General features: G+C 37.7%; 21 protein-coding genes. 12 read left to right on the top strand and 9 right to left on the bottom strand.

The window, feature by feature from the left end; genetic code table 11:
• Nucleotides 1-5: 5 nt before the first annotated feature.
• Nucleotides 6-209: an amino acid transport protein gene (locus ACK1JC_RS07940; protein ID WP_409511323.1), complete on the bottom strand. Its 204-nt coding sequence runs from the start codon at nt 207-209 to the stop codon at nt 6-8.
• 140 nt (nt 210-349) lie between these two features.
• On the opposite strand from ACK1JC_RS07940, the gene def reads away from it, so the two are divergent.
• The 3 genes from def to ACK1JC_RS07925 all read left to right on the top strand — a co-directional run bounded on the left by def (nt 350) and on the right by ACK1JC_RS07925 (nt 1,694).
• On the top strand, nt 350-829 hold the full coding sequence (def, locus tag ACK1JC_RS07935; RefSeq protein WP_409511322.1) for a peptide deformylase: 480 nt from the start codon (nt 350-352) through the stop codon (nt 827-829).
• A gap of 116 nt (nt 830-945) precedes the next feature.
• On the top strand, nt 946-1,239 hold the full coding sequence (locus ACK1JC_RS07930) for a cold shock domain-containing protein (protein ID WP_409511321.1): 294 nt from the start codon (nt 946-948) through the stop codon (nt 1,237-1,239).
• A 92-nt stretch (nt 1,240-1,331) separates the two neighbouring features.
• Entirely contained in the window at nt 1,332-1,694 is a 363-nt protein-coding gene (locus ACK1JC_RS07925) for an endonuclease domain-containing protein (protein ID WP_409511320.1), read from the top strand.
• 93 nt (nt 1,695-1,787) lie between these two features.
• On the opposite strand, the gene ACK1JC_RS07920 is transcribed toward ACK1JC_RS07925, so the two are convergent.
• Both ACK1JC_RS07920 and metH read right to left on the bottom strand, forming a co-directional pair.
• On the bottom strand, nt 1,788-2,672 hold the full coding sequence (locus tag ACK1JC_RS07920; protein ID WP_409511319.1) for a hypothetical protein: 885 nt from the start codon (nt 2,670-2,672) through the stop codon (nt 1,788-1,790).
• Nucleotides 2,673-2,840: 168 nt separating this feature from the next.
• The gene (gene metH, locus ACK1JC_RS07915; RefSeq protein WP_409511318.1) at nt 2,841-6,527 is read right to left on the bottom strand and encodes a methionine synthase; all 3,687 of its coding nucleotides are present in this window, start codon (nt 6,525-6,527) and stop codon (nt 2,841-2,843) included.
• Nucleotides 6,528-7,067: 540 nt separating this feature from the next.
• Between metH and ACK1JC_RS07910 the strand changes: the two genes are divergently transcribed.
• Nucleotides 7,068-8,690 carry an inorganic phosphate transporter gene (locus ACK1JC_RS07910; protein WP_409511317.1) on the top strand — a complete coding sequence of 541 codons (1,623 nt, stop codon included), beginning with the start codon at nt 7,068-7,070 and terminating at the stop codon, nt 8,688-8,690.
• Nucleotides 8,691-8,768: 78 nt separating this feature from the next.
• Here the strand turns inward: ACK1JC_RS07910 and ACK1JC_RS07905 are convergent, their stop codons facing one another.
• Nucleotides 8,769-10,322 (bottom strand): hypothetical protein, encoded by a 1,554-nt coding sequence (locus ACK1JC_RS07905; protein ID WP_409511316.1) that lies wholly within the window; start codon nt 10,320-10,322, stop codon nt 8,769-8,771.
• 284 nt (nt 10,323-10,606) lie between these two features.
• Between ACK1JC_RS07905 and nfuA the strand changes: the two genes are divergently transcribed.
• Nucleotides 10,607-11,245: a Fe-S biogenesis protein NfuA gene (nfuA, locus tag ACK1JC_RS07900; protein ID WP_409511315.1), complete on the top strand. Its 639-nt coding sequence runs from the start codon at nt 10,607-10,609 to the stop codon at nt 11,243-11,245.
• A 283-nt stretch (nt 11,246-11,528) separates the two neighbouring features.
• Nucleotides 11,529-13,610: a TonB-dependent receptor domain-containing protein gene (locus tag ACK1JC_RS07895; protein WP_409511314.1), complete on the top strand. Its 2,082-nt coding sequence runs from the start codon at nt 11,529-11,531 to the stop codon at nt 13,608-13,610.
• 37 nt (nt 13,611-13,647) lie between these two features.
• Here the strand turns inward: ACK1JC_RS07895 and ACK1JC_RS07890 are convergent, their stop codons facing one another.
• A complete protein-coding gene (locus tag ACK1JC_RS07890; protein WP_409511313.1) occupies nt 13,648-14,658 on the bottom strand; it encodes a hypothetical protein in 1,011 nt (336 codons plus the stop codon).
• Nucleotides 14,659-14,679: 21 nt separating this feature from the next.
• Nucleotides 14,680-15,726 (bottom strand): alpha/beta fold hydrolase, encoded by a 1,047-nt coding sequence (locus ACK1JC_RS07885; protein ID WP_409511312.1) that lies wholly within the window; start codon nt 15,724-15,726, stop codon nt 14,680-14,682.
• A gap of 325 nt (nt 15,727-16,051) precedes the next feature.
• On the opposite strand from ACK1JC_RS07885, the gene ACK1JC_RS07880 reads away from it, so the two are divergent.
• Nucleotides 16,052-16,666, top strand: coding sequence for a carbonic anhydrase (locus ACK1JC_RS07880; RefSeq protein ID WP_409511311.1), 615 nt, complete (start codon nt 16,052-16,054; stop codon nt 16,664-16,666).
• Nucleotides 16,667-16,701: 35 nt separating this feature from the next.
• On the opposite strand, the gene ACK1JC_RS07875 is transcribed toward ACK1JC_RS07880, so the two are convergent.
• Complete coding sequence (locus ACK1JC_RS07875; RefSeq protein WP_409511310.1) at nt 16,702-17,280, bottom strand: arylesterase; 579 nt, start codon at nt 17,278-17,280, stop codon at nt 16,702-16,704.
• An 82-nt stretch (nt 17,281-17,362) separates the two neighbouring features.
• Between ACK1JC_RS07875 and ACK1JC_RS07870 the strand changes: the two genes are divergently transcribed.
• Together ACK1JC_RS07870 and ACK1JC_RS07865 are read left to right on the top strand one after the other, a co-directional pair.
• Nucleotides 17,363-18,130 (top strand): ABC transporter ATP-binding protein, encoded by a 768-nt coding sequence (locus ACK1JC_RS07870; RefSeq protein WP_409511309.1) that lies wholly within the window; start codon nt 17,363-17,365, stop codon nt 18,128-18,130.
• A gap of 11 nt (nt 18,131-18,141) precedes the next feature.
• Nucleotides 18,142-20,679 carry an ABC transporter permease gene (locus ACK1JC_RS07865; RefSeq protein WP_409511308.1) on the top strand — a complete coding sequence of 846 codons (2,538 nt, stop codon included), beginning with the start codon at nt 18,142-18,144 and terminating at the stop codon, nt 20,677-20,679.
• A gap of 85 nt (nt 20,680-20,764) precedes the next feature.
• Here the strand turns inward: ACK1JC_RS07865 and ACK1JC_RS07860 are convergent, their stop codons facing one another.
• The gene (locus tag ACK1JC_RS07860; RefSeq protein ID WP_409511307.1) at nt 20,765-21,577 is read right to left on the bottom strand and encodes a rhomboid family intramembrane serine protease; all 813 of its coding nucleotides are present in this window, start codon (nt 21,575-21,577) and stop codon (nt 20,765-20,767) included.
• A gap of 73 nt (nt 21,578-21,650) precedes the next feature.
• Here ACK1JC_RS07860 and mtgA point away from each other — a divergent pair, with 73 nt between their 5' ends.
• The 3 genes from mtgA (at nt 21,651) to ACK1JC_RS07845 (ending at nt 25,609) form a co-directional block, all read left to right on the top strand.
• On the top strand, nt 21,651-22,325 hold the full coding sequence (mtgA, locus tag ACK1JC_RS07855) for a monofunctional biosynthetic peptidoglycan transglycosylase (RefSeq protein WP_409511306.1): 675 nt from the start codon (nt 21,651-21,653) through the stop codon (nt 22,323-22,325).
• Nucleotides 22,326-22,546: 221 nt separating this feature from the next.
• A complete protein-coding gene (ppk1, locus tag ACK1JC_RS07850) occupies nt 22,547-24,625 on the top strand; it encodes a polyphosphate kinase 1 (RefSeq protein ID WP_409511305.1) in 2,079 nt (692 codons plus the stop codon).
• A 459-nt stretch (nt 24,626-25,084) separates the two neighbouring features.
• The gene (locus ACK1JC_RS07845) at nt 25,085-25,609 is read left to right on the top strand and encodes an aldehyde dehydrogenase family protein (RefSeq protein WP_409511304.1); all 525 of its coding nucleotides are present in this window, start codon (nt 25,085-25,087) and stop codon (nt 25,607-25,609) included.
• Nucleotides 25,610-25,717: 108 nt separating this feature from the next.
• On the opposite strand, the gene ACK1JC_RS07840 is transcribed toward ACK1JC_RS07845, so the two are convergent.
• On the bottom strand, nt 25,718-26,296 hold the full coding sequence (locus ACK1JC_RS07840) for a DJ-1/PfpI family protein (RefSeq protein ID WP_409511303.1): 579 nt from the start codon (nt 26,294-26,296) through the stop codon (nt 25,718-25,720).
• Nucleotides 26,297-26,430: the final 134 nt, after the last annotated feature.

Genomic DNA, 26,430 nt, shown 5'->3' with positions numbered 1-26,430 from the left:
AAATATTAATTTCTTACAAAATAAGGTGTTGCAGACAGTGTGATGCCGATTGCGAGTACTGCCCAAAGATTGTCTATAAAATATGGAAAAATCATTAAAATAATCCCACAGATAAAAGGCACATTTTTACGTTGCTTACGCCCATAGAGAAAATAGCCAAATCCGATAGAGCTAAACAGCACATTCAGTAGTAATGTTGTTGTATCCATAAAGTATGATAATTTTTTAAAATAGTGTTTAAGTTTAATCGAAAGTCCTGAAGAAGAACTTAAATTTAATACGTATAAAAGACAGATTTTTAAACATTCTGTTTTAAAATAGCCGTCAAAATAATCAAATTGAGTACGCCATGCAGATAATTTTACCTGTTGCCCAACGTGGTGAAGCTATTTTAACCTTAATAGCAGCACCAATTTCAGAAAGTGAATTTGGTAGTGCGTGGTTAAATACACTTGCTGATGCCATGCAAGATACGATGCTTGAGCGTAATGGTGTTGGCATTGCTGCACCGCAAGTTTATATCTCTAAGCGTGTGATTATTGTGGCTTCTCGTCCGAATCCACGCTATCCCGATGCACCTGAAATGGATGCAGTTGTGATGGTGAACCCTGAAATTTTAGCTTTTTCTAGTGAAGTTGTATCGGGTGAGGAAGGGTGTTTAAGTGTACCTAATGAACGTGGACAAGTTCAGCGTGCAGAGAAGATCACTATTCGCTATCGCACATTAAATGGAGAGGCTGTTGAAACTGAGTTTTCAGGTTTTCCTGCCCGTATAGTGCAACATGAAGTGGATCACTTAAATGGCGTTTTGTTTGTCGATAGAGTTTAAAAATATTATATTGTTGTAAAAATAGCCCGATTCAAACAAGTATTTGTATTATTTTCCCTGATCATTTTTGAAGATAGGTATAATGGGAATAATTGTAAAATATGATGAGAATCTGTATGAAACTTGAATTTCAACAAGGCAAAATTAAGCAATACAATGCCGATAAAGGCTTCGGTTTTATTGGTGGTATAGAAGAGGATATTTTTTTTCATATTTCTGATTTTCCACTTGCCGATGGCGAACCGAAACGTAATGAACGCGTGAAATTTGTTGTTATAGATAATGAAGGTAAGCCGAGAGCTGTGAAAATTGAGCGTGTTGAAGATAATTCAGCAAGAGCTAAAAAGACTAAAATTGTAGACAATAATAAATCAATTACTTCGTCTTTATTATCAAATTTTAGAAAGTAATTGTTTTTAAATCATTAGATTTCCTCCCTTTTTAAGCTGAGAAGTTTTTTTTGATTAAAGGGAGGAGTAGTCTTTTTAGATAATGAATAAAAATGAAACCTTATAATAAAAACTTAAAACAAGCCTCTCGAGATCTTAGAAACAACATGACTGATGCTGAAAAGCTTTTATGGTCAAGGCTTCGTAATAAGCAAATTTTAGGATTACAGTTCTATCGGCGGAAACCGCTTTTAAATTTCATTGTGGATTTTTACTGTCCTTCTACAAATTTGGTGGTTGAGTGCGATGGGAGTCAGCATTATACAAATGAAGGCTTAGAAGCTGATCGGATTCGTGATCACGCATTAGAACATTTGGGTTTAAAAGTACTGAAGTTTGATAATCGGCAGGTTTTGGGAGAGATTGATGGGGTGGTGGAAGCCATTTATCATTACTGTCTTAAAGAGTCTCCCTAAGTCCCCCTTTTCAAAGGGGGGGCTTTTCGCGAATTTGATGATGGTATTAGATTCGCTGTGTTCCTCCCTTTTTTAAAGGGAGGTTAGGAGGGATTATTTAAATATTGCATCGCCAAAAATATTATAGTCATGCATCATAGCCTCAAAAGATTTTGAATCGGCAGTTTTGTCGAGATTACCTAAAGCTGCTTTCTCAACTTTATCTTGTTGCTCATTAGACATACTACTCCGTTTTTTTTGAATTTCTAATGCTTTACTTTTCATATATCCAAGCAGGTATTCAGGCATTACTAGACTTGCTGGTTTACATATGCCTTGTTTTAAGGAAACTCGACTTGCCCTCATTTTTGATGAAAAATTGGAATTAACAATTCCTAAGATGAGAAAGGTGGGAAGTTTAGTGAATATGTAGATGTTGTTATCTCCTTGTAAGACATCCACACCAATACTTCTAAGAAAATATCTATTTATGTTACTTGGTAAGTTTAATGATTTTGGAGGAATATTTATTTCAGATAAAGGAAAGATATGTTGTTCATATTGATACAAATTATCTTGTTTACCTAAAAGAAAATTTCTTAAGTTAAGTTCAGCACGATTGATCTGATCTATGAAATAAGCACTCTCATTTTCAAAGTCAGAATTCTTATTTTTTATGTAGATTAATGTTCTCCATGAAAGGGATGTACAGAATTTTGCTAACCAATCTTTATATTCAATAACATAATTTTTTTGATCCAGAAAAGGTATAAACATTTTTTCAGAAAACTGTTTTTCCCAACCTGAAAAAAGAAGCTCACAATCATTGCATAAGAGATAGTCCTTGAGACTATCTTGTTGCCTTTTATTGATGTTATCTATGTTTCGAAGATAACCTGTAGCACTAGTTCTTTTGAGCCATTTACCAACAAATTTGGGGATGAAATGGCTTTCTTTTAATTCTTTTGATTCATGACAAAGTGAGCATATATTATTCATTTTAGTAAGTCTGTATTTTTGAAGATATGAAATAATATCGTCTAACTTTTATCATTATTCAATCCCTCCCAACCTTCCTTTAAAAAGGGAGGGCCTGTCACGTAATTTATTTAATCACATGACATTCCCCTCTTTTTCAAAGAGGGGCTAGGGGAGATTTTTAAAAACTCAAGAAACAGAATCATCCAAATTCGGCGCTAACCAACGCTTCGCTTCATCCAAAGTCCAATTCTTACGCTTCGCATAATCCTCAAGCTGATCGCCTGCGATTTTACCCACGTTAAAATATTCAGACTGTGGGTTTGCATAGTAGAAACCACTCACAGAAGAAGGTGGCCACATTGCAAAACTAGACGTCAATTGCGTACCAATCTTGGCAGTCGAATCTAACCAACTAAACAAGGTTGCTTTCTCAGAATGCTCAGGACAAGCAGGGTAACCTGGTGCAGGACGAATACCGACATATTTCTCTTTAATCAACTCTTCATTCGATAAGTTTTCAGTAGCTTGATAACCCCAGAACTCTTTACGGATACGCTCATGTAAATGCTCAGCAAAGGCTTCAGCAAAACGGTCACCTAAAGATTGTGCTAAAATTGCAGAGTAGTCATCGCCCTTGGCTTTATACTCATGTGCCATTTCTTCTGCACCGAAAATCGATACAGTGAAACCGCCCAAGAAATCTTCCGCTTGGTTTTTAGTCGCTACAAAATCAGCCAATGATAAGTTTGGTTTGCCAGTCACTTTGTCCGATTGTTGACGGATATGATGGAAGGTATGTGTCGTTGCACCCGATTCATCATAGACTTCAACAGAGTCAGCCGCAGAACGATTGGCAGGGTAAATGCTGAACACTGCACGAGCATCAAAGCGTTTATTTTCAATAATGTCTTTCAACATCTCTTGCGCTTGGTTATACAAATCAGTCGCAGCTTCACCGACCACTTCATCTGTTAGAATTGCAGGGAATTTACCCGCCAAACTCCAAGAAATAAAGAACGGAGTCCAATCAAAATACTCCACTAAAGTTTCAAGTGGGTAGTTGGTCAATGTATGCGAACCGATAAAGTTAGGAATCGCAGGTTTATTGGCAGCAAAGTCAATTTTTAAACCATTTTCAATCGATTCAGCATAAGACAATTTTGCTGCTTTCGGCTGTTTATTGGCAATACGTTCACGCACTTTTTCATATTCAGCACGAGTTTCTTCAACTAACTTCGGCTTCATTTCTTTAGAAAGTAATGTTGTTGCAATACCAACCGCACGAGAAGCATCTGCCACATAAATTACAGCATCATTTGAATATTGTGGATCAATTTTCACAGCGGTATGTGCTTTAGAAGTGGTTGCACCGCCAATCATGAGGGGTATATGGAAACCTTTACGTTGCATTTCTTTGGCAACAAAGACCATTTCATCGAGTGATGGTGTGATTAAACCTGACAAACCGATGATGTCACATTTTTCATCAATCGCTGTTTGTAAAATTTTCTCAGCAGGCACCATTACACCAAGATCAACGATGTCATAACCGTTACAGCCAAGTACAACACCCACGATATTTTTACCAATATCATGCACATCGCCTTTCACTGTCGCCATCAAGATACGCCCTTTAGATTGTGCACCTGATTTTTCAGCTTCAATGTACGGGTTCAACCAAGCCACCGCTTGCTTCATCACACGTGCAGATTTCACCACTTGTGGTAGGAACATTTTACCTGAACCAAACAAGTCACCGACCACATTCATGCCGTCCATGAGTGGGCCTTCAATCACATCAAGCGGACGAACTGATTTTAAACGTGCTTCTTCAGTATCTTCATCAATATAGGTGGTGATACCTTTGACTAGCGCATGCTCAAGACGTTTTTCGACAGGAAGTTCACGCCATTCCAAGTTTTCGACTTGTTTTTGTGCGACACCTTGACCACGATATTTTTCTGCAACTTCAAGCAATTTTTCGGTGGCATCATGTTGGCTTTCACCTTGATTCTGATTCAGAATCACATCTTCAACGGCAGCTTTGAGTTCAGGATCAATATCATCATAAATCGCCATTTGACCTGCGTTGACAATACCCATCGTCATGCCTTGTTGAATGGCATGGTAAAGGAACACAGAGTGAATCGCTTCACGTACAGGCTCATTACCACGGAATGAGAACGATACGTTAGACACACCGCCTGAAATCATTGCATGTGGAAGATTTTGTTTAATCCAGCCTGTTGCTTCAATAAAATCAACAGCATAGTTGTTATGTTCTTCAATCCCTGTTGCCACTGCAAATACGTTTGGATCGAAAATAATATCTTCAGCAGGAAAACCAACTTCATTGACCAATACATCATAAGAACGCTTACAAATTTCACGTTTACGTGCAGCAGTATCCGCCTGACCAGTTTCATCAAATGCCATGACAATAATTGCAGCACCGTACTGACGGCACAAACGTGCTTTTGCAACAAACTCGTCATAACCTTCTTTTAAGGAAATCGAGTTTACAACTGCTTTACCTTGTACGCATTTCAAGCCTGCTTCAATGATTTCCCATTTAGATGAGTCAATCATGATTGGCACTTTGGAAATTTCAGGTTCAGAGGCGATCAAATTCAGAAAATGCACCATCGCACCTTGCGAATCTAGCATGCCTTCATCCATGTTGATGTCAATAATTTGCGCACCTGCAACCACTTGTTGCAAGGCAACATCGAGTGCTTCGGCAAAGTTTTCTTCACGAATCAAACGGAGGAATTTTTTAGAACCTGTCACGTTAGTACGTTCACCGACATTCACAAACAAAGAATCGTCAGTAATGTTAAACGGCTCTAAACCACTTAAACGACAAGCAGGCTTGGTTTCAGGCACTTTGCGTGGCTTGATGTCTTTTACGGCATTGTAAATGGCACGAATATGGTCAGGGGTTGTACCACAACAACCGCCTGTAATATTGATCAGACCGCTTTCAGCAAATTCTTTTAAGAATGCAGCTGTTTCTTCAGGAGTTTCATCATAACCACCAAAAGCGTTTGGTAAACCTGCATTTGGATGTGCTGAAACAAAAGTATCGGCAACGTCAGAAATCGTTTTGACATGCGGACGCATTGCATCTGCACCTAAGGCACAGTTAAAACCAATCGACAATAAATCGCCATGACGTACTGAGTTCCAGAACGCTTCCGCAGTTTGACCTGTCAGTGTACGACCTGATGCATCGGTAATCGTACCCGAAATCATCAAAGGCAATTCACGACCTAATTGATTAAAAACTTCTTTAACGGCAAAAATTGCCGCTTTACAGTTCAGTGTATCGAATACTGTTTCAATGAGTAGAATGTCCGCACCACCTTCAATGAGGGCGTGTGCAGCCTCAATATAGTTTTCTTTTAATTCATCAAAGGTAATGTTACGAAACGCAGGATCATTCACATTCGGTGAAATTGAACAAGTACGTGACGTAGGACCGAGTACACCTGCAACAAAACGTGGTTTGTCAGGTGTTGAATATTTTTCACAAGCCGCTTTAGCAATACGTGCAGCTTCAAAGTTAATCTCATGGACAAATTCTTCCATGTGATAGTCAGACATTGAAACTTTTGTACCATTGAATGAGTTGGTTTCAATGATGTCTGCACCTGCATCGAGGTAAGCTTCATGAATGCCTTGAATAATTTGCGGTTGAGTCAGTACTAAAAGGTCATTGTTACCTTTCAAGTCAGATGCCCAATCGGCAAAACGCTCACCACGGTAATCGGCTTCCTCCAATTTATGGCGTTGGATCATGGTTCCCATTGCACCATCAATGATTAGGATACGTTGGGTCAGAAGCTCTTTTAAGGTGGTCAATGTTGACATTCAAAACTCTCAGCAGGTTTTTTAAACGTGCAATATATTAGCAGATAGTCTATATGATTACTGCAAAAGCGAATCTCAAGGCTAATTTATTGATGGAAATCTGTGATTTGATACATGAGCTTTGTTGATATACACAAAAAAATCAATTTTTGATTAAAATCAGTACATAAAGCAGTTTTAAAGATAAAAAAATAATGGATATGTAAATATTTTAGTTTGTCTAAGATTGTGAGTGTTTTTTCATCAATTTGTCATAAATTTCTTGGATGATGTGATGGTGAAATAACGAAAAAGACATTTTTCTTTAAATATTACAAATTTTATTTAAGGATTAGAAATGCTTGAACATCGGATTTTTTAATGTTTTATATAGACTAAGTTTATGTTTTTTATTTTTATTTTTATTTTTAGGTGAGTGGGTGTGTTAAGTGAAGCGTTTATATTTTTGAAATATGAGCGTTATATAAGTCATGTTTGTCATATAATTGTCATAATTAAATTGAACAATAAGGGGATTTTATTATCCTCTTTTACGTCTGCATGAATTCAAATTTACCTCCCGTTTCTGATTCGGCACAAACGTCAACAGTACAAAAGTCGACGAATGTTCATGTGCCAACACCAAAATTTTTTATGCCGGTGTTTTTGACGATTATTATTGCGACGCTTATTTATATTGCAATTCAGGTCAATACTGACCTGAGTCATGTACCTGCGCTGAGCATGTACTCTGTTATTTTATTGGCAACAGCACTTTTCATTGCACTCGGTTTTGAGTTTGTAAATGGTTTCCATGATACAGCCAACGCTGTAGCAACGGTGATTTATACGAATGCCTTACCTGCACCAGTTGCAGTGATGTGGGCAGGTTTCTGTAACTTCTTGGGAGTTATGGTTGCAAGTGGTGCTGTCGCTTACGGGATTATTGCTTTACTACCTGTTGAATTGATTATGAATGTCGGTTCAGGTGCAGGTTTTGCGATGGTTTTTGCCATGCTCATAGCAGCGATTCTGTGGAACTTAGGGACTTGGTTCTTAGGGATTCCGGCATCAAGCTCACATACTTTAATCGGTTCGATTTTAGGTGTAGGCATCATGAACTGGATTTTACATTCGGGGAGTGGCGCTTCAGGCGTTGATATGGATCAAGTTGCAAAAGTGGGTAAAGCATTGCTGTTTTCTCCTCTTATTGGTTTTGCATTTGCAGCAGTTGTTTTCTTATTGGTTAAGAAAATATTTAAGAAACAAGTTGAATTGTTCCAACCACCTGAAGGTAATAAGCCACCACCACCATTGATCCGCGCCATTCTTATCTTTACCTGTACGGGTGTAAGTTTTGCACATGGCTCAAATGATGGTCAAAAAGGTATGGGCTTAATCATGTTGATTTTGATTGGTTGTGTACCTTTGGCATATTCTTTAAATAAAAGTTTAGACCAAACACATTTACAATCATTTTCACAATTATCAAGTCAGACCGCGTCAGCAATCTATGTACAACATGATGATATTTCGGATGCGCAAGCACGTGATACGATTACTAAATACGTTCAAACTAAAGAATTAACACCGCAAGTTATACCTGCATTGGCAAGTTTAACGGATCACTTGGGTGAACGTGTCAGCAAGTTTGGTAGTTTGAACAATTTACCTGAAGCGGAAGTTTCTGCTTTACGTAATGATATGTACTTGAGCTCGACTGCATTTAAACGTTTGGAGAAAGCTGAGCAATTGCCAAAAATGGATGCAACACAAACCAAAGTGGTGAAAGACTACCGTAAAAATTTAGATTCATTTTTACAATACATTCCAACTTGGGTAAAAGTTGCAGTGGCATTGGCATTGGGTCTAGGCACAATGGTTGGTTGGAAGCGTATTGTGGTGACTGTAGGTGAGCGTATTGGTAAACATCATATGACTTATGGTCAGGGCATGTCTGCTGAATTGGTTGCAATGACGACAATTGCAGCAGCAGATGGTTTTGGCTTACCAGTATCAACCACACACGTTTTAAACTCGGCTGTTGCAGGTACCATGGTTGCCAATAAATCTGGTTTGAACTTTGCGACAGTGAAAACTATTCTTTCAGCTTGGATTTTCACATTACCTGCAACAATTTGTTTATCAGGTGGATTGTTTTGGTTATTCTTACAATTTGTCTAATCTGAAATAATTAAATAAGAAATTTAAAAATGCTGCCAAAAGGCAGCATTTTTTTTAGCAAATAGAACATGCTCAAACTTATGATTTTTTCACTTTAGACCATACTTTATCTAATGGTAGCTTATTGGCAGCAAAACCATAAATAGCAGCAAAGGGCAGTGCAGTACGTGCAAGATAAGCCACACGCCATAAGCCCCCATGATTTGCACCGTCCATCATCAGTTGAAGTGGATGTTCAAGATCATTTTCAGGATGTGATAATGCTTTAGGGTTGCGTAAGTCGTGAATCCATAACGCAGCCATAATGGCATTGGTCGTTTCAGGATCAAAAGCTTCAACATCAAATAAACGTGCGCCATGGAATGCTGCTTTCAGCAGTGGATTTTTGGTCACTGAATAAGTCGTTGTCGATGGTGCAATATTGATACATACCTTTTGACCTTGATGACGAGCTAAAGTTGCACGCCATTGTTGTAGTCGTTTTGCTAAGGCGTAGTTTGGACCTTGTTCTACGACCATACAGTCTGCGACACCATAAGCTTGTCCATTATCGGAAGAAATCAACGTTTTTTGATGATTTTGGAAAAAATGTTTGAGTGAGATGGTTGAAATGCCTTTACTAAAGAGTTTTTCAAAACTTGAACGTCGCTTAAATTTCTCACCCGAAGCTTCAATCACTTCTTTAGGCACAGCATAAATGTCTGTTGGTGTACACATATACATGAGTGATGAGTCAGGCTTTTGCTGACTGACATAGCTCATAATACTGTCCATTGCCATAGAAACACGAACGTGTTTTTCACCATCTAGGTATGCAATTGCAGCAAGGTTTAGTTTATGTGGATTCTGCGCTAACCAATGTCCAATTTCAGGAATTTGGGTCAGTAAATTTACCCCTAACTTTTGTGTCAGTTCATTTTGTGATGTATTTGCTGAAATATCTTCTAAGCTTGGCGCATGAAGTGTGGCATTGCCATTTTCAATAATCTTGAGGATTTTTGTCCATACTCGTTCATTGGGTAAATCTACGGCAATAATATTGGCTTTCCATTTTGCAAGCCAACTCAGAGGTCCTGCTTCCGATGCAGCACCAAACAGAACCATGGTTTTTTCAGATAAGTCGAACCATTCAGGATGAGCAATCACTTTACGTAAAGCATCGGCATGACTTTCTTCAACAATACCCGCATCTTGCCAAAATGTTATTTGATCAAGTAAAGCCTGACCTTGTAGTTTTTGTCCACGATAGGGTACATACCATTCGGGTTTTGCAGTACTTTTACCTTGAATTGTCACGGTATACAGTTTTTGAATGTCAGCGACATCCATAACATCTTTCAATAAATACTTTTTTCCATCACGATAAAAATCAAAACTATGCTGTGCTTTGTGTAAGCCTTGGGTAGCAATGTGAATGGGATTTTGAGTTGAGCGAATACCATGTTCAACCAGTGCTTTAAAATAATGGGGGTAATTTTTTCGCCAATTTTTATCTACTAATACGGCTTGAGCATTGGCATGATCGACCAAAGACAGTGCTTCGGAAAGAATGGATTGACCTGTTTTGGAACTGCTCGATTTGCCTGTATGTGGGTCAAGTGGAAAGTGTAATCCATCTAATATTTTGGACATGCGAAAAACCCCAGTTTTTTTTAAATTAATATACAGATGTATACATTATCTATGCCAAGTTTACTTTTTGGGTGGCATTAACTACCAAAATTGATAGAAAACGTAAGGGGAAAATGAATGCCTTTTACATCTAAAAGATTCTATTGAGTGTTATTTGATTGAAAGATTTTTTAAAACTTGTGTGAAAAATAAATAAAAACATCAATTCCGACAAATTTAGTTGATTTTTTATTAATTGCCCCCAACTTCAGTTAAAATAGCAACTTCAGCTTGAGGAAAAAGTTATGTCGACTGAAAACAGCAACACTGCAGTTGCAGAAGAAATTCCAAATTTATTGATTACACCAACTGCACAAGAATATCTGAAAGATTTGCTTGAAAAGCAAAATACACCGGGTATCGCAGTTCGTATTTTTGTTGAACATGCAGGAACTCCACGTGCTGAATGTTGCATGGCGTATAGTGCTCCTGATGAAGTTGTCCCTACAGACTATAAACAAGAATATGCAGAGTTTGGTGCTTATATTGATAGCCCATCTATTCCATATTTATTAGATGCGGTTATTGATTACAACAAAGACCGTTTTGGTGGGCAGTTGACATTCCGTGCACCAAATTCAAAAGTCCCACGTGTCGGTCCTGATGCATCAATGGAAGAGCGTATTACTTATGTATTACAGTCTGAAATTAACCCAGGCTTAGAAGGTCATGGTGGTAACTGTGCATTGGTTGAAGTACAAGATGATGCAGAGCATGGTTTAACAGCGGTATTAAAATTTGGTGGTGGTTGCCAAGGGTGTTCATCTATTGACTTAACCTTGAAACAAGGTGTTGAGACAACGTTGAAACAGCATATTCCAGAATTGATGAGAGTTGTCGACCAGACAGATCATACTCAAACTGATGGTGCGTATTTCAAATAAATTGATTTAAAATTCAGTTTTAAAACCTCCAATTATGGAGGTTTTTTTATGCTTAACAGTTTTGTAAGGATGAGTTTTCTCATATTTTTGATATAGAAAAATATGTTTATTTATGAGAATAAAATTTAATTATTACAGTAATTTATATAATAAATAAAATTAAATTTATGAATGCAAATAGTAGTAATTATCATTAAATATTGCATTTAGTGGTGTCTTTGTTACACTATGTCACGAAATCTTCCATATTTATTCATAACTTAGATTCTTTGGGGTATCTTGCATGACAAAACGTGTTATCCAATCCGTGTTATCAATTTCAGTTGTAGCACTGATGATAAGTGCTGCTCATGCGGTAGAATCAAAAGAAAATTCAAGTGAAAATGTGTCATCAGAACCCAAAAGTAAACTTGAAACGATTGTCATTACAGCATCAGGATACGAGCAAGATATCTCGAAAGCACCCGCATCTATGACAGTGATTAGTCGCGAAGAATTAGACAAACGAGAGTACTCAGACATTACAGATGTACTTCGAAATACACCAGGAGTTGTTGTTTCAGGCTCAGGTTCGGCTCAAAGTATTAGTATTCGAGGGATGAGCTCGAATTACACATTATTCTTGATTGATGGCAAGCGACAGTATTCAAAAGATGTGAATCCAAATGGCGACGATAATGGATTCGAAAAAAATATTTTACCGCCAATGGCCGCTATTGAACGTATTGAGATTATCCGTGGTCCTGCATCAACGCTATATGGCAGTGAGGCTATGGGTGGTGTAATTAACATCATTACGAAAAAGGTATCAGATGAATGGTCGGGTACGGCCGAGCTTGGTACAGTTATTCAGGATAAGGGTGATGCAGGTGATCTAAAAAATGCATCTGTATATATTGCAGGACCATTAATTCCAAATAAACTTGGTCTACAACTTGGTGTAAGCAAACAAGAACGTGAAGAAGATAGTTTTGTTGGTGGCTTTAGAGGAAATGAGAGAGAAAGTTTAAATTCACGCTTAACTTATATGCTCAATGATCAGCATGATTTACAGTTTGATGCGAATTTTACTACGCAAGATGCAAAATCAACAGTGGGTAAAACGGTAGAAGCAGTTGCAAATGCCACAGATTCAAATTCACGTAACTATCGTAGTGTTTATGCATTAACGCATAATGGTCGTTATAGTGATAAATTGGATAGCGCAACGTATTTGCAATATGAAAACTCTAAAAATCCAGACCGTGCCAATACAACCCTTGATACGAAAGGGATTGAGCTTGAAACATGGACATTTAATAATCAATGGAATTGGTTGCTAAATAAACACAAACTGTCATTTGGTGCTTATTATAAAGATGAAGTGTTGAATGATAAAGCAACAAACCGTAACCCGAATATTCCAGAATTTAGTGAATTATCTCGTTGGTCGGTCGCAGGCTTTCTTGAAGATACTTGGAGTGTAACCGATCAGTTTAATTTAACTGGTGGTTTGCGCTATGACCATGATGAGAATTATGGTGGTAATTTATCGCCGCGTTTATACGGTGTTTATAGCTTTACAGATCAATTCAGTATGAAAGGTGGTGTATCTACAGGATATAAACAACCCGATATTCGAGCAGCAACAGAAGGTTTTTATAGTGTGACAGGTGGAGGAGGTTCTCCTACATCTACAGGTCGAGGTATTATCCGTGCCAATCCTGATTTAGATCCTGAAACTAGCGTTTCTTCAGAGCTTGGGTTTAATTGGAAAAATGATTATGTAAATGCTTCTTTAACAGGCTATATCACTCAGTTTAAAGATAAAATAACTGAAGTACGGACTTGTGAAACAGACACAGATGGGACGAACACGAACCGTAATAATGTCGCTGCTTGGAAATGTGCTGAAGGTGCAACGCCATTTTATTTCATCAGTGATCGTATTAACGTAGATGATGCTGAACTACAAGGTATTGAAGCTACGGTTGAAACTGATTTAAACGAATATACAACATTATCGGCAAATTATACGTATACAAATACGGAAATTAAATCAGGTGAATTTAAGGGGCAACCTTTAAATGAAATGCCTAAGCATATGTTTAATATTACAGTAGATTATAATATTTCAGATGCATTAAACGTTTGGAGTCGCTTACATTATCGTAGTGAAACATCTTCTTATTTAAGTCGTACTTCAATGTCTGAACCGAATCCAGGGTATGAATTCCTCGATATTGGCTTTAATTATCAGTTTACACCACATTTGAAAGGGAAGTTCGGTGTATATAATCTGTTAGATGAAACCGCTGAAAACTCAGATGGTGATCGTTTATTGGATGGACGACGTTATGGTGTAAGTTTTATGGCTAAATTTTAATAGATTTCTTGGTATATCAGATTTAGAAAAAGGCGCTTTAAGCGCCTTTTTCTATTCCTAAAATCTTAAGCGTTTCATTTGAATAATAAAACTTTTCCAAATGCACACGAGCACGTTGTCTTAAGTGCTGAGAAGAAATAAGTTTTTGAATAATGGGGTTTAATAATTGGCAGAGTTCATTTTGAATGAGCGTTTCATCAATGTTAAGATCACGTAATAATAAGTCAAAACTATGTTCTTGATTACGCACATACCAAGCATATACGCCATCGTGCACTTGCTGTTTAAGATAGTCAGTTTGGCGAAGGTGATCCCAAATTTCATGACCCAAAGTAACCGTTTTCGGTAGGTCATTCACTTCAATATAGCTACGAATCACTGAGACGGGCACTTTTTTAATTTTGTGCCAAAGGTTCGCTTGTAAGTGATAAAGCTTTTCATCGTCAAACTGATGATTTAAAACTTGCTCACTCAGTTGGCTAATTTTAATGATATTTTTTTGCAAATAATGCTTAACCGTATCATCCAAGTTGGTATCTGTGACCGACTCCAGAACCGATTTCCCCATTTTCATAAAACGACCAACACCAGGCACTTTTTTATTCATGACTGAATTATCAATATAATCTTGAATCGAATGATGAATCAGTTGCGTTAACATGCTTGAAAACGAAGGATTATTTACAACTCGTTTAATGAGCGCTTTACGATGCCCACTTTTACTTGCGACATAGAGTGCAAGTTTATCAATGGTGGCAACTGGAATAATATCTTCAATAGTTGCCGTGTCATTTATAGGATGAATCAATGCAAAACGAATATGTTCCGCAATCTGTTCAATTAGAAAATCACTTGCAGGGGTATCGAGTATTTGCTTTTGAATGAGTTTATGAATTTGTTCAAAACTCCACAGATCTTGTAAAGTTTGTTTTCTAAACCACTGATGAAACTGTAAAAATTCATTTTCAATCTGATCTGCTTGAGCAAACTCTTGATCTAGAAAATTCAGTTGTGCTTCAATGAGTTGTTCAGTCAGTGGGTGAGACATATTTCATCCTTGTTGCAAATATCACTTATATACTTTGTGTTCAGACAACGGATTTTTTTGCGTCTGAATTTTGTCTAAAAAAAGACGGTACGCATCAGCGACTTCTTCAGGTGATTCAAGTAGTGGCATATGACCAACATTATTAAGAATGACAGGCGTTTCAGGTCTTTTCAATAAGCTTTTCAGATTTTGTACGACTTCAACATTAATGATTTGATCTTGCTTACCCCATAAAATTTGCGTCGGTGCTTCAATATTTTTGAGCATTAACGTAAAAGATGCAGGTGTATAGAGCTTATTTAGATCGGTAATCTGATTCACAATTTTTGATGTTTCTTGTGAATGCGCAATCAGTATTTTTTCTTGTTCTTGCCTAATAATTCTAGGTGTAAAGGGTGGTTTGTACATCACTTTTTTCAGTACAAAGTCTAAATCTCCTGGTTGGCTCACAATTAATTGTTTCAAATAAACAGGATTTTTTAAATAATTGGTATTGTTATTTTGGAAAATTCCACCTGTACTCATTAAAAATAAACTTTTGGTATCAAATGGATATTGCGATGCATAAAACATAGCAACGGTTCCACCCAACGAGTGACCTGCAATATTTAAGTTATTTTGAATATGTGCGGCTTCAATAAATCGGCGCAATTGCTCTGTGACATTGGGTACCGAAATATCAAAATTAGCAGGGACTTGAGTATTACCTACCAATGGTAAATCGGGAATGATGACATGATAATAAGGCGTTAAACGGTATGCGACATCGTTCCATGTATCACGGCTACTGGCTAAACCATGAATGAGTAAAATGGTTGGTTTGCTGCTGTCACCACCTTCGCTATATGACCAAGTAACATCGCCCACTTTTAATGTTTTGCTTTTTAACCCTGCCCAAACACGTTCTTCTTGTAAGATTTTTTGATAGTCCACATATTCAGTTGTTGCTGCATGAGTAGGGAGAACACCTAATGCAAGCGTAGCGACTGAAAGACTCAGTATAGCTGTGGTTATCGATTGAAAAATATTTTGATTTAAACGGCGTTTTTTATGCAAAACCAAGGGCATTGATCATCTTCCTTGAAAAGGGTTTGCCATTATATAAAAGTGAAAAAGATTATTGATTATTTATTTCACCTTTACATTCGCCTCTTTAGCTTAAATGTTTATTTTTTTATCATTTCAAAGTGTGAAAATGAGCATGTAAAATTTAAAAAAATGATAAATCTTATGAATATTTCGATAGATAAAAGTACTTGTTGAAGCTTTACACAGTTATATGTGTAGTTGAGTCGGCAATATTAAAAATTGTAACAGAGTTTATTTTTAGTCAGTGACATTGCAAAAATACAGGCATAAAATAGTGCAATTCTCCAAAACTGATGGAAAAAAAATGCTGACAGCAGATGAAGCACTAGATCGTTTAAAAAAAGGTAATGCACGTTTTGCATCGGATGAAGTGAATCCCGCTAAATTTTTAACCCATCAACAACGTACAGAAATGGTGAAAGATCAACATCCATTTGCAATTATTTTGGGCTGTTCAGATTCTCGTGTACCTGCTGAAATGGTTTTTGATCAGGGCTTTGGTGATTTGTTCGTGATTCGTGTGGCAGGCAACATTGTTGCACCATCACAAGTGGGTAGCGTGGAATTTGCTGCGGACAGTTTTGGTTGTCCATTGGTTGTAGTACTAGGTCATAGTCACTGTGGTGCGATTCATTCGACTATTGAAGCATTGATGAATCCGGACTCTCCACCTTCTGCAAATTTAATGTCGATTGTGAACCGTGTACGTCCATCGGTTGAGATTTTGATGCAAACTGAATTGAAAGATGATTTAGAAAAGTTATCTCATCATGCTGTGCGTTCAAATGTTTTTGCTTCAGTAAACCAATTACGTCATGGCTCTGCTGTACTTGAAAGTCTTATTGCAAAGGGCAAACTTAAAGTCGTTGGTGCAGAATATTCACTTGAAACAGGTGAAGTTGAATTTTACGACTTTTAATCTGTTGAACATTTATTTAAATTGATTAAAGGCGCTTATAAAGCGCCTTTAATGTATGGATAGGCATTATCCAGTAATATTTTTTGTGCTGTGACATTGGGATGAATCTGATCTTTTTGCATTAATGATTTTTGTCCTGCAATGCCTTGCATAAAAAAGGGCATCAATTTGACCTTATATTGCTGACTGATGACTTTATAATTATTCTCAAAAGCTGTGCTATAGGCAGTACCATAATTCGGTGGAATTTTCATTCCTAATACAATCACTTGAGCTTTACTGCGTTGACTTTGTTGTACCAATTGAGCAAGATTTTTTTGAATCATTTGCGGAGGTTGTCCACGTAAACCATCATTTCCACCGAGTTCAATCACCACAATATCGGGTTTATGTACCTGTAAAAGTTTTGGTAAACGTGCTAAAGCACCACTCGTGGTTTCTCCACTGACGCTCGCATTGACCACGTTATGTTGTTTTGGAAATTGTTGATTTAAACGTGATTGCAATAGATTTACCCAACCTTGTTGTGGGTTAATGCCATAACCTGCACTCAGACTGTCACCGACAATCATGATAGTTTTTGCAAAACTACTCGCAGGAACAAGGCAGATCATGCTAAAAAATAGACAGCTCGTGATTTTTTTTATTTTGCCTACATTTAATACTTGATGATTTTGTATATAAGGTTTGTTTTTTATGTCCACTTTTCAGCCCAAAGCTCAGTCTAATCACACAGACTCCATCATGCCACAACCGATAATTTCTGCACAACATCTCACACAATCGATACCATTACAGCAAAAAACATTAACGATTTTTGAAAATTTAAATGTTGATATCTTTGCAGGCGAGTTGGTGGCAATTACAGGGCGTTCAGGCTCAGGGAAATCAACTTTGCTCGGCATTTTGGCAACACTTGATCAAGCGAGTTCAGGGGAGCTATGGGTCAATGGTGAAGCAGTCCATACCTTAAATGAAGAACAGCGAGCTTTGGTGCGTTTACGTCATATTGGTTTTATTTTTCAGTCTTTTCAACTCTTACCACATCTTTCAGCGCTTGAAAATGTCATGTTACCACTTCGCTTACAGCCACAATTTCATTATGCGGAAGCAGAGCAGAAAGCCTTGCAGTTGCTTAAACGGGTTGGCTTAGAGCGTCAAAGCAGTCAAACACCAAAAGTATTGTCGGGTGGTGAACAACAACGTGTTGCGATTGCGAGAGCATTGATTACTGAACCTAAAATTATTTTTGCAGATGAACCAACGGGCAATTTGGATAGTCATACTGCAAGTGAAATTGAACAGTTATTATTTGAATTAAACCGCGAAACAGGCACAACTTTAGTGATTGTGACGCACGATGCTGACTTGGCTGCACAATGTCAACGTCACTTAGAGCTTAAAGATGGACAATTGATTGAGCAGAAAGTGGAACAATTGAATCATCGTCAGGTTTTGTCATAGGAGGCTCGAAAATGTTTGCACTTTTTAAGCCTTTATTACGACAAAGTTTCGCTACGACAGGTATTTATTTGCTTATTATCGCACTGACGCTTGCCATTAGTGCAACGACTGCGCTGAAGTTTAGCAATGAGCAAGTGCAAAATGCAGTGGCATTGCAAGCTGCTAAAATGCAGGCGGCAGACTTGGTTCTTAGTGATAATATTCCGATTGATGCCAAGTGGCAAAAACAAGCTGAATCTTTACAATTACAACAGACAAAAGTCACCTTATTTGGCTCAATGGCATCAACGAACGATCAGTTTGTCATGGTCAATGTTAAAGCCATAGCACCTCAGTTTCCTTTACGCGGCGAATTACGTATAGCACCTGAACAAGCACATATACGATCAGGCGAAGTTTGGCTGAGTCAACGTGCTCAAGATTTATTACATGTGAATGTCGGTAGCCAGATCAAAATTGCCGATGGCGATTTTAAAGTGGGCGGTATTATTACGCATGATTCCAATCAGGAAATGGGCTTTTCAGCATTTTCACCGACTGTGATTATTCATCAAGATGATGTTGCTAAAACCAATGCTATTCAGGTGGGAAGCCGTATTGATTATCGACTTTTACTTGCAGGTTCAGCAGAAAATACCCAGCGCTTTGTTGATGTTTTTCAGGCTTTTGTTAAAGCTGAAAAGTTGAAACTCAGCCATGCATCACAGCAAATGCAAGATACAACACAAGTAGCGAGTTCAGATGGTGCAGAAGTTAATCCAAACGATGCGATGACCTTAAATAGTCTGCGTTTACGCACAGCTAGTGATGCCAATACACGTCTGATTCAACCCATTGAAAACTTAGATACCTTTTTACAGCTTGCCAATATTTTAACGATTTTGCTTTGCGGTATCGCGATTGCATTGACCAGCCAACGTTATGTACAGCAGAACCAAGATCATATTGCATTAATGCGTTGTATGGGGGCAGGGCGAGGACAAATTTTTAGAACTTTTCTATTGTTATTATCATTGATTGTCCTGATTGCAATAGTCTTTGGTAGTGCGATTGGTTTGGGTATGGGCTATGCTTTGTTGCAGTTAATTCTTCAACTGATTCCAAATTTAGAACTACAATTTTCAGTATTACAGATGCTTGTTGGTCCATTACCGATTGCGATTTTTACCAGTGCAGTGGTGCTTTTGGGTTTTATTTTACCAGGACTTTTACAACTGCTGAATACACCACCTGTTCGTGTAATTCGTCAGCAAGAAAAATCTGTAGAATCGATTGTACTGACTTTGAGTGCAGGGCTTTTCAGTTTGGTTGTTTTTAGTATTTTATTGACTGAAAATCTAAAGCTGAGTCTGATTGTTGTATCGAGTATTTTTGCTTTATGCGGTGTGTTGTATGGCATAATTTGGCTGTTACTCAAATGGTTAAAAGCCTTAAAAAATCGTTATTCAGCTTATGTTCGAACACCATCACAGACAGCATTACAAATTACAGCTTTGGCACTTGGACTCAGTTTAATTAGTGTGCTTGCTGTTTTACGCACAGATTTATTGGAGCGTTGGCAACAACAATTGCCAGAAGGTACACCAAATCAGTTTGTTTATGGATTGCCACCTTTTGAGGTTGAGCAATTTAGACAACAATTACAAGAAAAGGGTTGGAGAAGTACACCGTTATATCCCAATGTCCGTGGACGCTTGATTGCTAAAAATGATCAAGCCTTTTCGGTACAGCAAGTGGCACAAATTAATGCCTTACGCCGTGAAATAAACCTGACGCAGTCCAATGAATATCCGCAAGATAATCAGATTATTCAAGGAAATGCAGCACTGCAAAAAAGTGGTGAAGTGTCAGTTGAAAGTAAACTGGCTGAAGAATTGGGTATTAAAGTTGGCGATACACTGACATTTACTTTGCCTGAAGGTGAATTACATGCAAAAGTGGTAAATCTCAGAACGGTAGAGTGGCGTAGTTTTAGCCCGAACTTCTTTTTCATTTTTGCACCGCAAAGTTTGGATGAAAACTCAGGCAGTTATTTAGGTAGTTTCTATACGCCACCTGCTGAAAAGTCGCAGCTCATTGGCATAGTACAACAGTTCAGCAATACCGTCTTTATTGATGTTTCTGCTATTTTGGATGAGGTGAAACGTCTTGTAAATGTGTTGATGCAGATCATTAGTGTACTGGCATTATTGGTCAGTATTTCAGGCTTTTTGGTCTTGGTTGCTTGTATTAATTTACTCATGGATGAGCGCAAAAGAGAAGTGGCTCTCATGCGGTCATTCGGTAGCTCTAAAGCACAACTGAAACGCATGATGACGATTGAAATTGGTCTGATTGGTTTTATTGCAGGAATTGTATCTTGCTTCTTTGCCGAAGTGATTAGTGCGATTGCATGTTGGCGTATGAATATGGAAATGCAATTACATCTTGAAATCTGGTTAATCCTCCCCCTTGTGATGACAGTGCTATGTGCTGTGATTGGACGTTATCGTTTGAGTTATTTGTCAGATATTCCGCCCTTACAAAGTTTAAGAGAATTGAATTCTTAATTGATTATTTCTAGTTTGAATGTTGCAATAAAATGGGTGATTCATGGTGATGATACCCATTTTATTTTGGAAAATAAGTTCAGCTTTAGTTTATCAACAAAGTTTTCATTTGACTGGCTGCATCTTGCCAAAGCGCTAAAAGCCCCTGAATTTGTTGTTGATTGTATTGATAAAATACAAAACACAGCGCAACGCCAAGACCTAAAACAATCATCGGCATGATTTTTCCTGCATACATTTTTTGTGTAAAGTGCCAACCGAGCGCAAGAATAACGCCCATAATAATGCCGCCAATATGTGCCATATTATTGATGCCTGAAGCAAAGAAACCAAAGCCGACGTTGGCAATCATAATGATGAGTAAAGACTTACGGTCTAAATAAGGCACATTTCTAAAAAATGACAGTGCTGTCAGCGCACCGCCAAGTCCCATAACTGCGCCTGAAGCACCTGCGGACACTCGTGGAATCAGGTCTTGTGCAGGATGTTGCAAATAAGCATAACTATTTAGAATGTCCAAATAGCCACTCAATAAATTCCCCATTAAGCCTGCAAGAATATATAAACCCAAATAATATGCACGTCCAAAAACTTGTTCGGCGATATTGCCAAAAACGAACAATGCCCACATATTCATGAGTAAATGCATGAAGCCAAAGTGGAAAAACATACTTGAAAATAGTCGATATGGTTCCGAAAGATAGGTTAAAGGTGCATAATCTGCACCCCAATGCATTGCATCACGTGTAGATGGACTAGAAAAATCTACCCCACTGAGCACTTGTAATACAAAAAGTGCAACGTTGATTCCAATCAACAGCAAAGTGAGTTTACCTACACCATTACGTGGTTGGTTGGGGGGATATGCATGTATTGGATTGGAATCGTAATTCGACATACTAAATGTTCTGGGTTGATATTATCTTTCAGCTTAGCACGAATCATTTAAATTTCAGGAGTAACACACTGACATGAAAGCTTTTATTGTTAGAACTTTGTTAATCATTGTCAGTGTGCTGATTATTATTCAACTGTGGATTTTTTCAAGTTTGGTCTATTGGCGAACTAATCCTGTAGAAAATACAATGTTTATGCGTTGGACATATTTGTCTGATTTTAAGCCAATTCAGCATGAATGGCGGGCGTATGATGACATTAGCGATCATTTCAAACATGCGATTATTGCTGCGGAAGATGCCCGTTTTATCGATCATCATGGTTTTGATTGGACAGGAATTGAAGATGCATTACAAAAGAATATGAAAAAAGATAAAGTTGTTGCAGGTGGTTCAACGATTTCACAACAATTGGCAAAAAATTTATTTTTTTATAATCGACGTTCTTATTTTCGTAAAGGTCAGGAAGCGATTGCAACTACAATGATGGAACGAATGTGGAGTAAAGAACGAATTTTAGAGGTCTATATGAACTCGGTTGAGTTTGGTGATCATATTTATGGAGTTGAAGCGGCATCGCAGTATTATTTTGGTAAAAGCGCACGAAATTTAAATCGTGAACAGGCTGCATTTTTAGCATCAATTTTACCTAACCCGAAATATTATCAAGATCACAGAGATGATCGTAAATTGCAAAATAAAATACGGATGGTACTGAAATATATGCGTTACACGCGAATTCCAAAGTAACTAAGATATTGAAAAGAAGCAGTTTGCAATAATGCATTGATCATAGTCATCGCTATTTAGTGAACTAAACGAATGTACGATTTTAATGATTTTGATTGTTCTCAAAGATGGTATTACTAAAACATGGAAAATAATTTTTATGTACTGTGTTTTTTTATGAAATTGTCACAAAATTGAAGCATACTATTCTGTAAATATCATTAGATTGCAGGCTGTTTTGCATGAATACCGCAGTAACGACAACGTCTACAGAATATACTTATAATGAGCGCTTCATTAACCGTGAGCTTTCCATTCTCGATTTTCACCTTCGAGTGTTGGAACAAGCTGTGGATCCGTTGCATCCGTTATTGGATCGACTCAACTTCTTGCTGATTTTTTCTCGTAACATGGATGAGTTCTTTGAAATTCGTGTTGCAGGTGTCATGGAACAGTTGATGCTTGAAAATGAAAGCCGTAGCCCCGATGGTTTAACGCCAAAACAGGTACTAGAGCAAATTTCTCGGACGGCGCATGAAGCCATTGATCGTCAGTATCGTATTTTAAATGATGAAATCTTCCCAAAACTACGTGAAGCGGATATTAGTTTCTTACGTCGTGGAGAGTTAACGCCTGCGCAATCGGTATGGATTAAAAAATATTTCCAAGAACAAGTTGCACCAGTACTCACACCAATTAGTCTAGATCCTGCACATCCATTCCCACGTTTAGTTAATAAAAGCCTGAATTTTATTGTCACGCTTGAAGGTAAAGATGCTTTTGGTCGTCAAATTGATTTAGCCGTTGTTCCTGCACCCCGATCGTTGCCTAGAGTGGTACGTTTACCTGATGAGTTGACAGGGGGGAAAGAGCATTTTGTCATGTTGTCTGCCATTATTCATGAGCATGTTTCTGATTTATTCCCAGGTATGACAGCGACAGGATGTTATCAATTCCGTGTGACTCGAAATGCCGATTTAGCTTTAAATGAAGATGTTGAAGATTTAGCGAAAGCATTAATTGGTGAGTTAAGTTCACGCCGTTTTGGTCGTGCGGTACGTTTGGAAGTTACGCATAATTGTCCAAAGCATATTTATGAATATTTGCTTGATGAGTTTGATCTACATGAGGAACAACTCTACAAGGTAGATGGCCCTGTTAACTTGGCACGTCTTGTTTCGAACTTTAAAGTGCCACATTTGCGATATGACTCTCATGTGCCAGTCTTACCAAAAGTATTGAAAAAAACTGAAAATATTTTCTTAGCAATGCAGAAGCAAGATATCTTACTGCATCATCCATTTGAATCTTTTGCACCTGTCATTAATCTCTTACGAGAAGCCGCACGTGATCCTCAAGTACTCGCAATTAAGCAGACGCTATACCGCAGTGGTGCAGATTCTGAAATTGTACAAGTACTTGCTGAAGCGGCGCGTAATGGTAAAGAAGTCACCGCAGTTATTGAGCTACGTGCACGTTTTGATGAAGAATCAAATATTGAAGTGGCAAATGTATTACAAGAAGCTGGTGCCGTTGTGGTGTACGGTATAGTGGGTTATAAAACGCATGCCAAAATGATTTTGGTTGTGCGCCGTGAAAACAATAAATTAGTACGTTATGTACATTTGGGCACAGGAAATTACCATGCGACCAATGCACGTATTTATACCGATTATGGATTACTCACAACAGATAAAGAACTGTGCGAAGATGTGCATCGTATCTTCCAAGAGTTGACGGGTATGGGCAAAATGGCGAAATTAAAAAAGCTTTTACATGCACCATTTACTTTACATGCTCAACTCGTGACTTTTATCGATGAAGAAATAGAAAATGCGAAAGCAGGTAAGCCTGCGCAAATTATTATTAAAGTAAATGCTTTAACAGAAGTTCAACTTATCAATAAATTATATGAGGCTTCACAAGCAGGTGTGCAAATTGACTTAATCATTCGCTCAATTTGCTGTTTACGTCCAGGTTTACCTGGTTTGTCTGAAAATATTCGTGTGCGCTCAATTGTCGGACGTTTTCTTGAGCATACACGTGTATTTTACTTTGGAAATGCAGGGAATGCGCGGATTTATTGTTCAAGTGCAGATTGGATGGATCGTAACTTATTTAGTCGCGTTGAGGCTTGTTTTCCAATTGAGGAGCCTGGCTTGAAAAAACGTATTTACCAACAAGGTTTGATCAACTATTTGAAAGATAATCAACAAGCGTGGGAGTTACAGGCCGATGGTATATGGGTGCGTGTAACAGCTCAAGAGGGTGATATAGCACACAATGCACAGCAGATTTTACTTGCAACAGTGATGGGCTAATTTTTATTTGCTCTAACTCGGCTCTTTATAAAAAACCATCCCGATAATTCTTGGGATGGTTTTTAATTCAATAAATGGTAATTAACGGTCAATTTGGTCTTAAATCTTTTAATCAGTTAAATTCTCAGCTAGATTAAAATCATTTTTCAAGTTTAAATTAATAATATTATTAAAAAAAGATAACAGAGACAATGATGAGTGTTAAATTGGAGGCCGAATAAATTTTTATTCTTAATAAAATTTTCTTGAATTTATTTAAATGAATTTAAGTGCCTGAGAGATAAAAAAATATAACAACTGCATTGGCAATGATTGTGTTCAATGATGCCAATCTTGATGATGCCTTGCCAAAACAGGAAAAGAGTTTGACTGTATTTGTAGGTCAGTTTTGTATGGCAGTTTCACTTTACTTATACAACATGGCTTTGTTGAAGATCTGACGAAACGCCTGCTGAGCGTTTGGAGAATGTCAAACGAGGTTCTACATCAGATTTAAGTAGTGACATGGAACCTTGGATTGATAAGCCAAATATAGAACATGTCAATGGTATGGTAGAAAAATCCATTAGTGATGGTGCAAAAGTGATTGTACGAGGTGGTGTTGTTTCCGAGACTCCTTTGTCTAAAGGTGCATTCTACCGTCTAACACTTTTACAAGTGACCGATCCAAATGTAGATATCGTTCAAAAAGAAGTTATTAGTGCTGTACTTTCTATGCTGATTTTTGATAGAGAAGAAGAACTTGCAAATAACAGTGAATATGGTTTTGTGGCAAGTATTTGGACACAAGATATTAACTGCCCGCTACATGTCGCACGTAAAATTTTAGCGGACACTTTTTGGATTAATGATTGGGCGATTATTTACGATGAATTTGAAGAAGGCAGTTATAAAAAGTCAGATCGAGGTTGTATGAATGGAGTGGCTACAATGGATGATTTTATTGAATATAAAAATATCACCATCACGGCAGGCGTGATTTAATTTTGTTTTGAGATTTCATGATTTAAATTAATTCATATGCATGAAAGTTAAATATGTAAAAAACCTCGAGTCAATGGTCGAGGTTTTTAATGCAAACTTTTAGAAAAATTAAATTGTCACAGTTGCGCCTAATGCTTTAATGAATTGTGCCATCCAAGCAGGGTGAGCAGGCCATGCTGGTGCCGTGACAAGATGACCATCGGTTACTGCTTCTGTCACTGCAATATCGGCATATTGTCCACCAGCAAGTTTTACTTCAGCCGCACAGGCAGGGTAAGCTGAGCATAAACGGCCTTGAAGTACATCTGCCGCTGCTAATATTTGTGCACCGTGACATACGGCTGCAATTGGCTTTTTCGCAGAATCAAACTCACGGACAATTTCAATTACACGATCATTCATACGTAAGTATTCAGGTGCACGACCGCCCGGAATGACTAAACCTACATAATCTGTGCTATCAACTGTATTAAAATCATAGTTGATGGCAAAGTTGTGACCACGTTTTTCGCTGTAAGTTTGTTCACCTTCAAAATCATGAATGGCGGTCGCAATGCTATCACCTGCTTTTTTATCGGGGCAAACCGTATGCACGTTATAGCCTAAACCGGTTAGGAACTGGTATGGCACCATGGTTTCGTAATCTTCTGCGTAATCACCGACCAACATGAGAATATTTTTAGACATATCGTATCCTTTTTGAAATCCATTTTTATTGAATATTTTTGAATATAGCATGTAGTAGTAACAATAAAATTGCAGAAAATGAAATCTTTAGTATTAATAATGACGACATAAATGTTGTTATATTCGTTATAAAA

The organism is Acinetobacter sp. TY2, from assembly GCF_046269225.1.
Classification (GTDB): domain Bacteria; phylum Pseudomonadota; class Gammaproteobacteria; order Pseudomonadales; family Moraxellaceae; genus Acinetobacter.
This window is presented reverse-complemented; position numbering and strand designations above follow the sequence as displayed.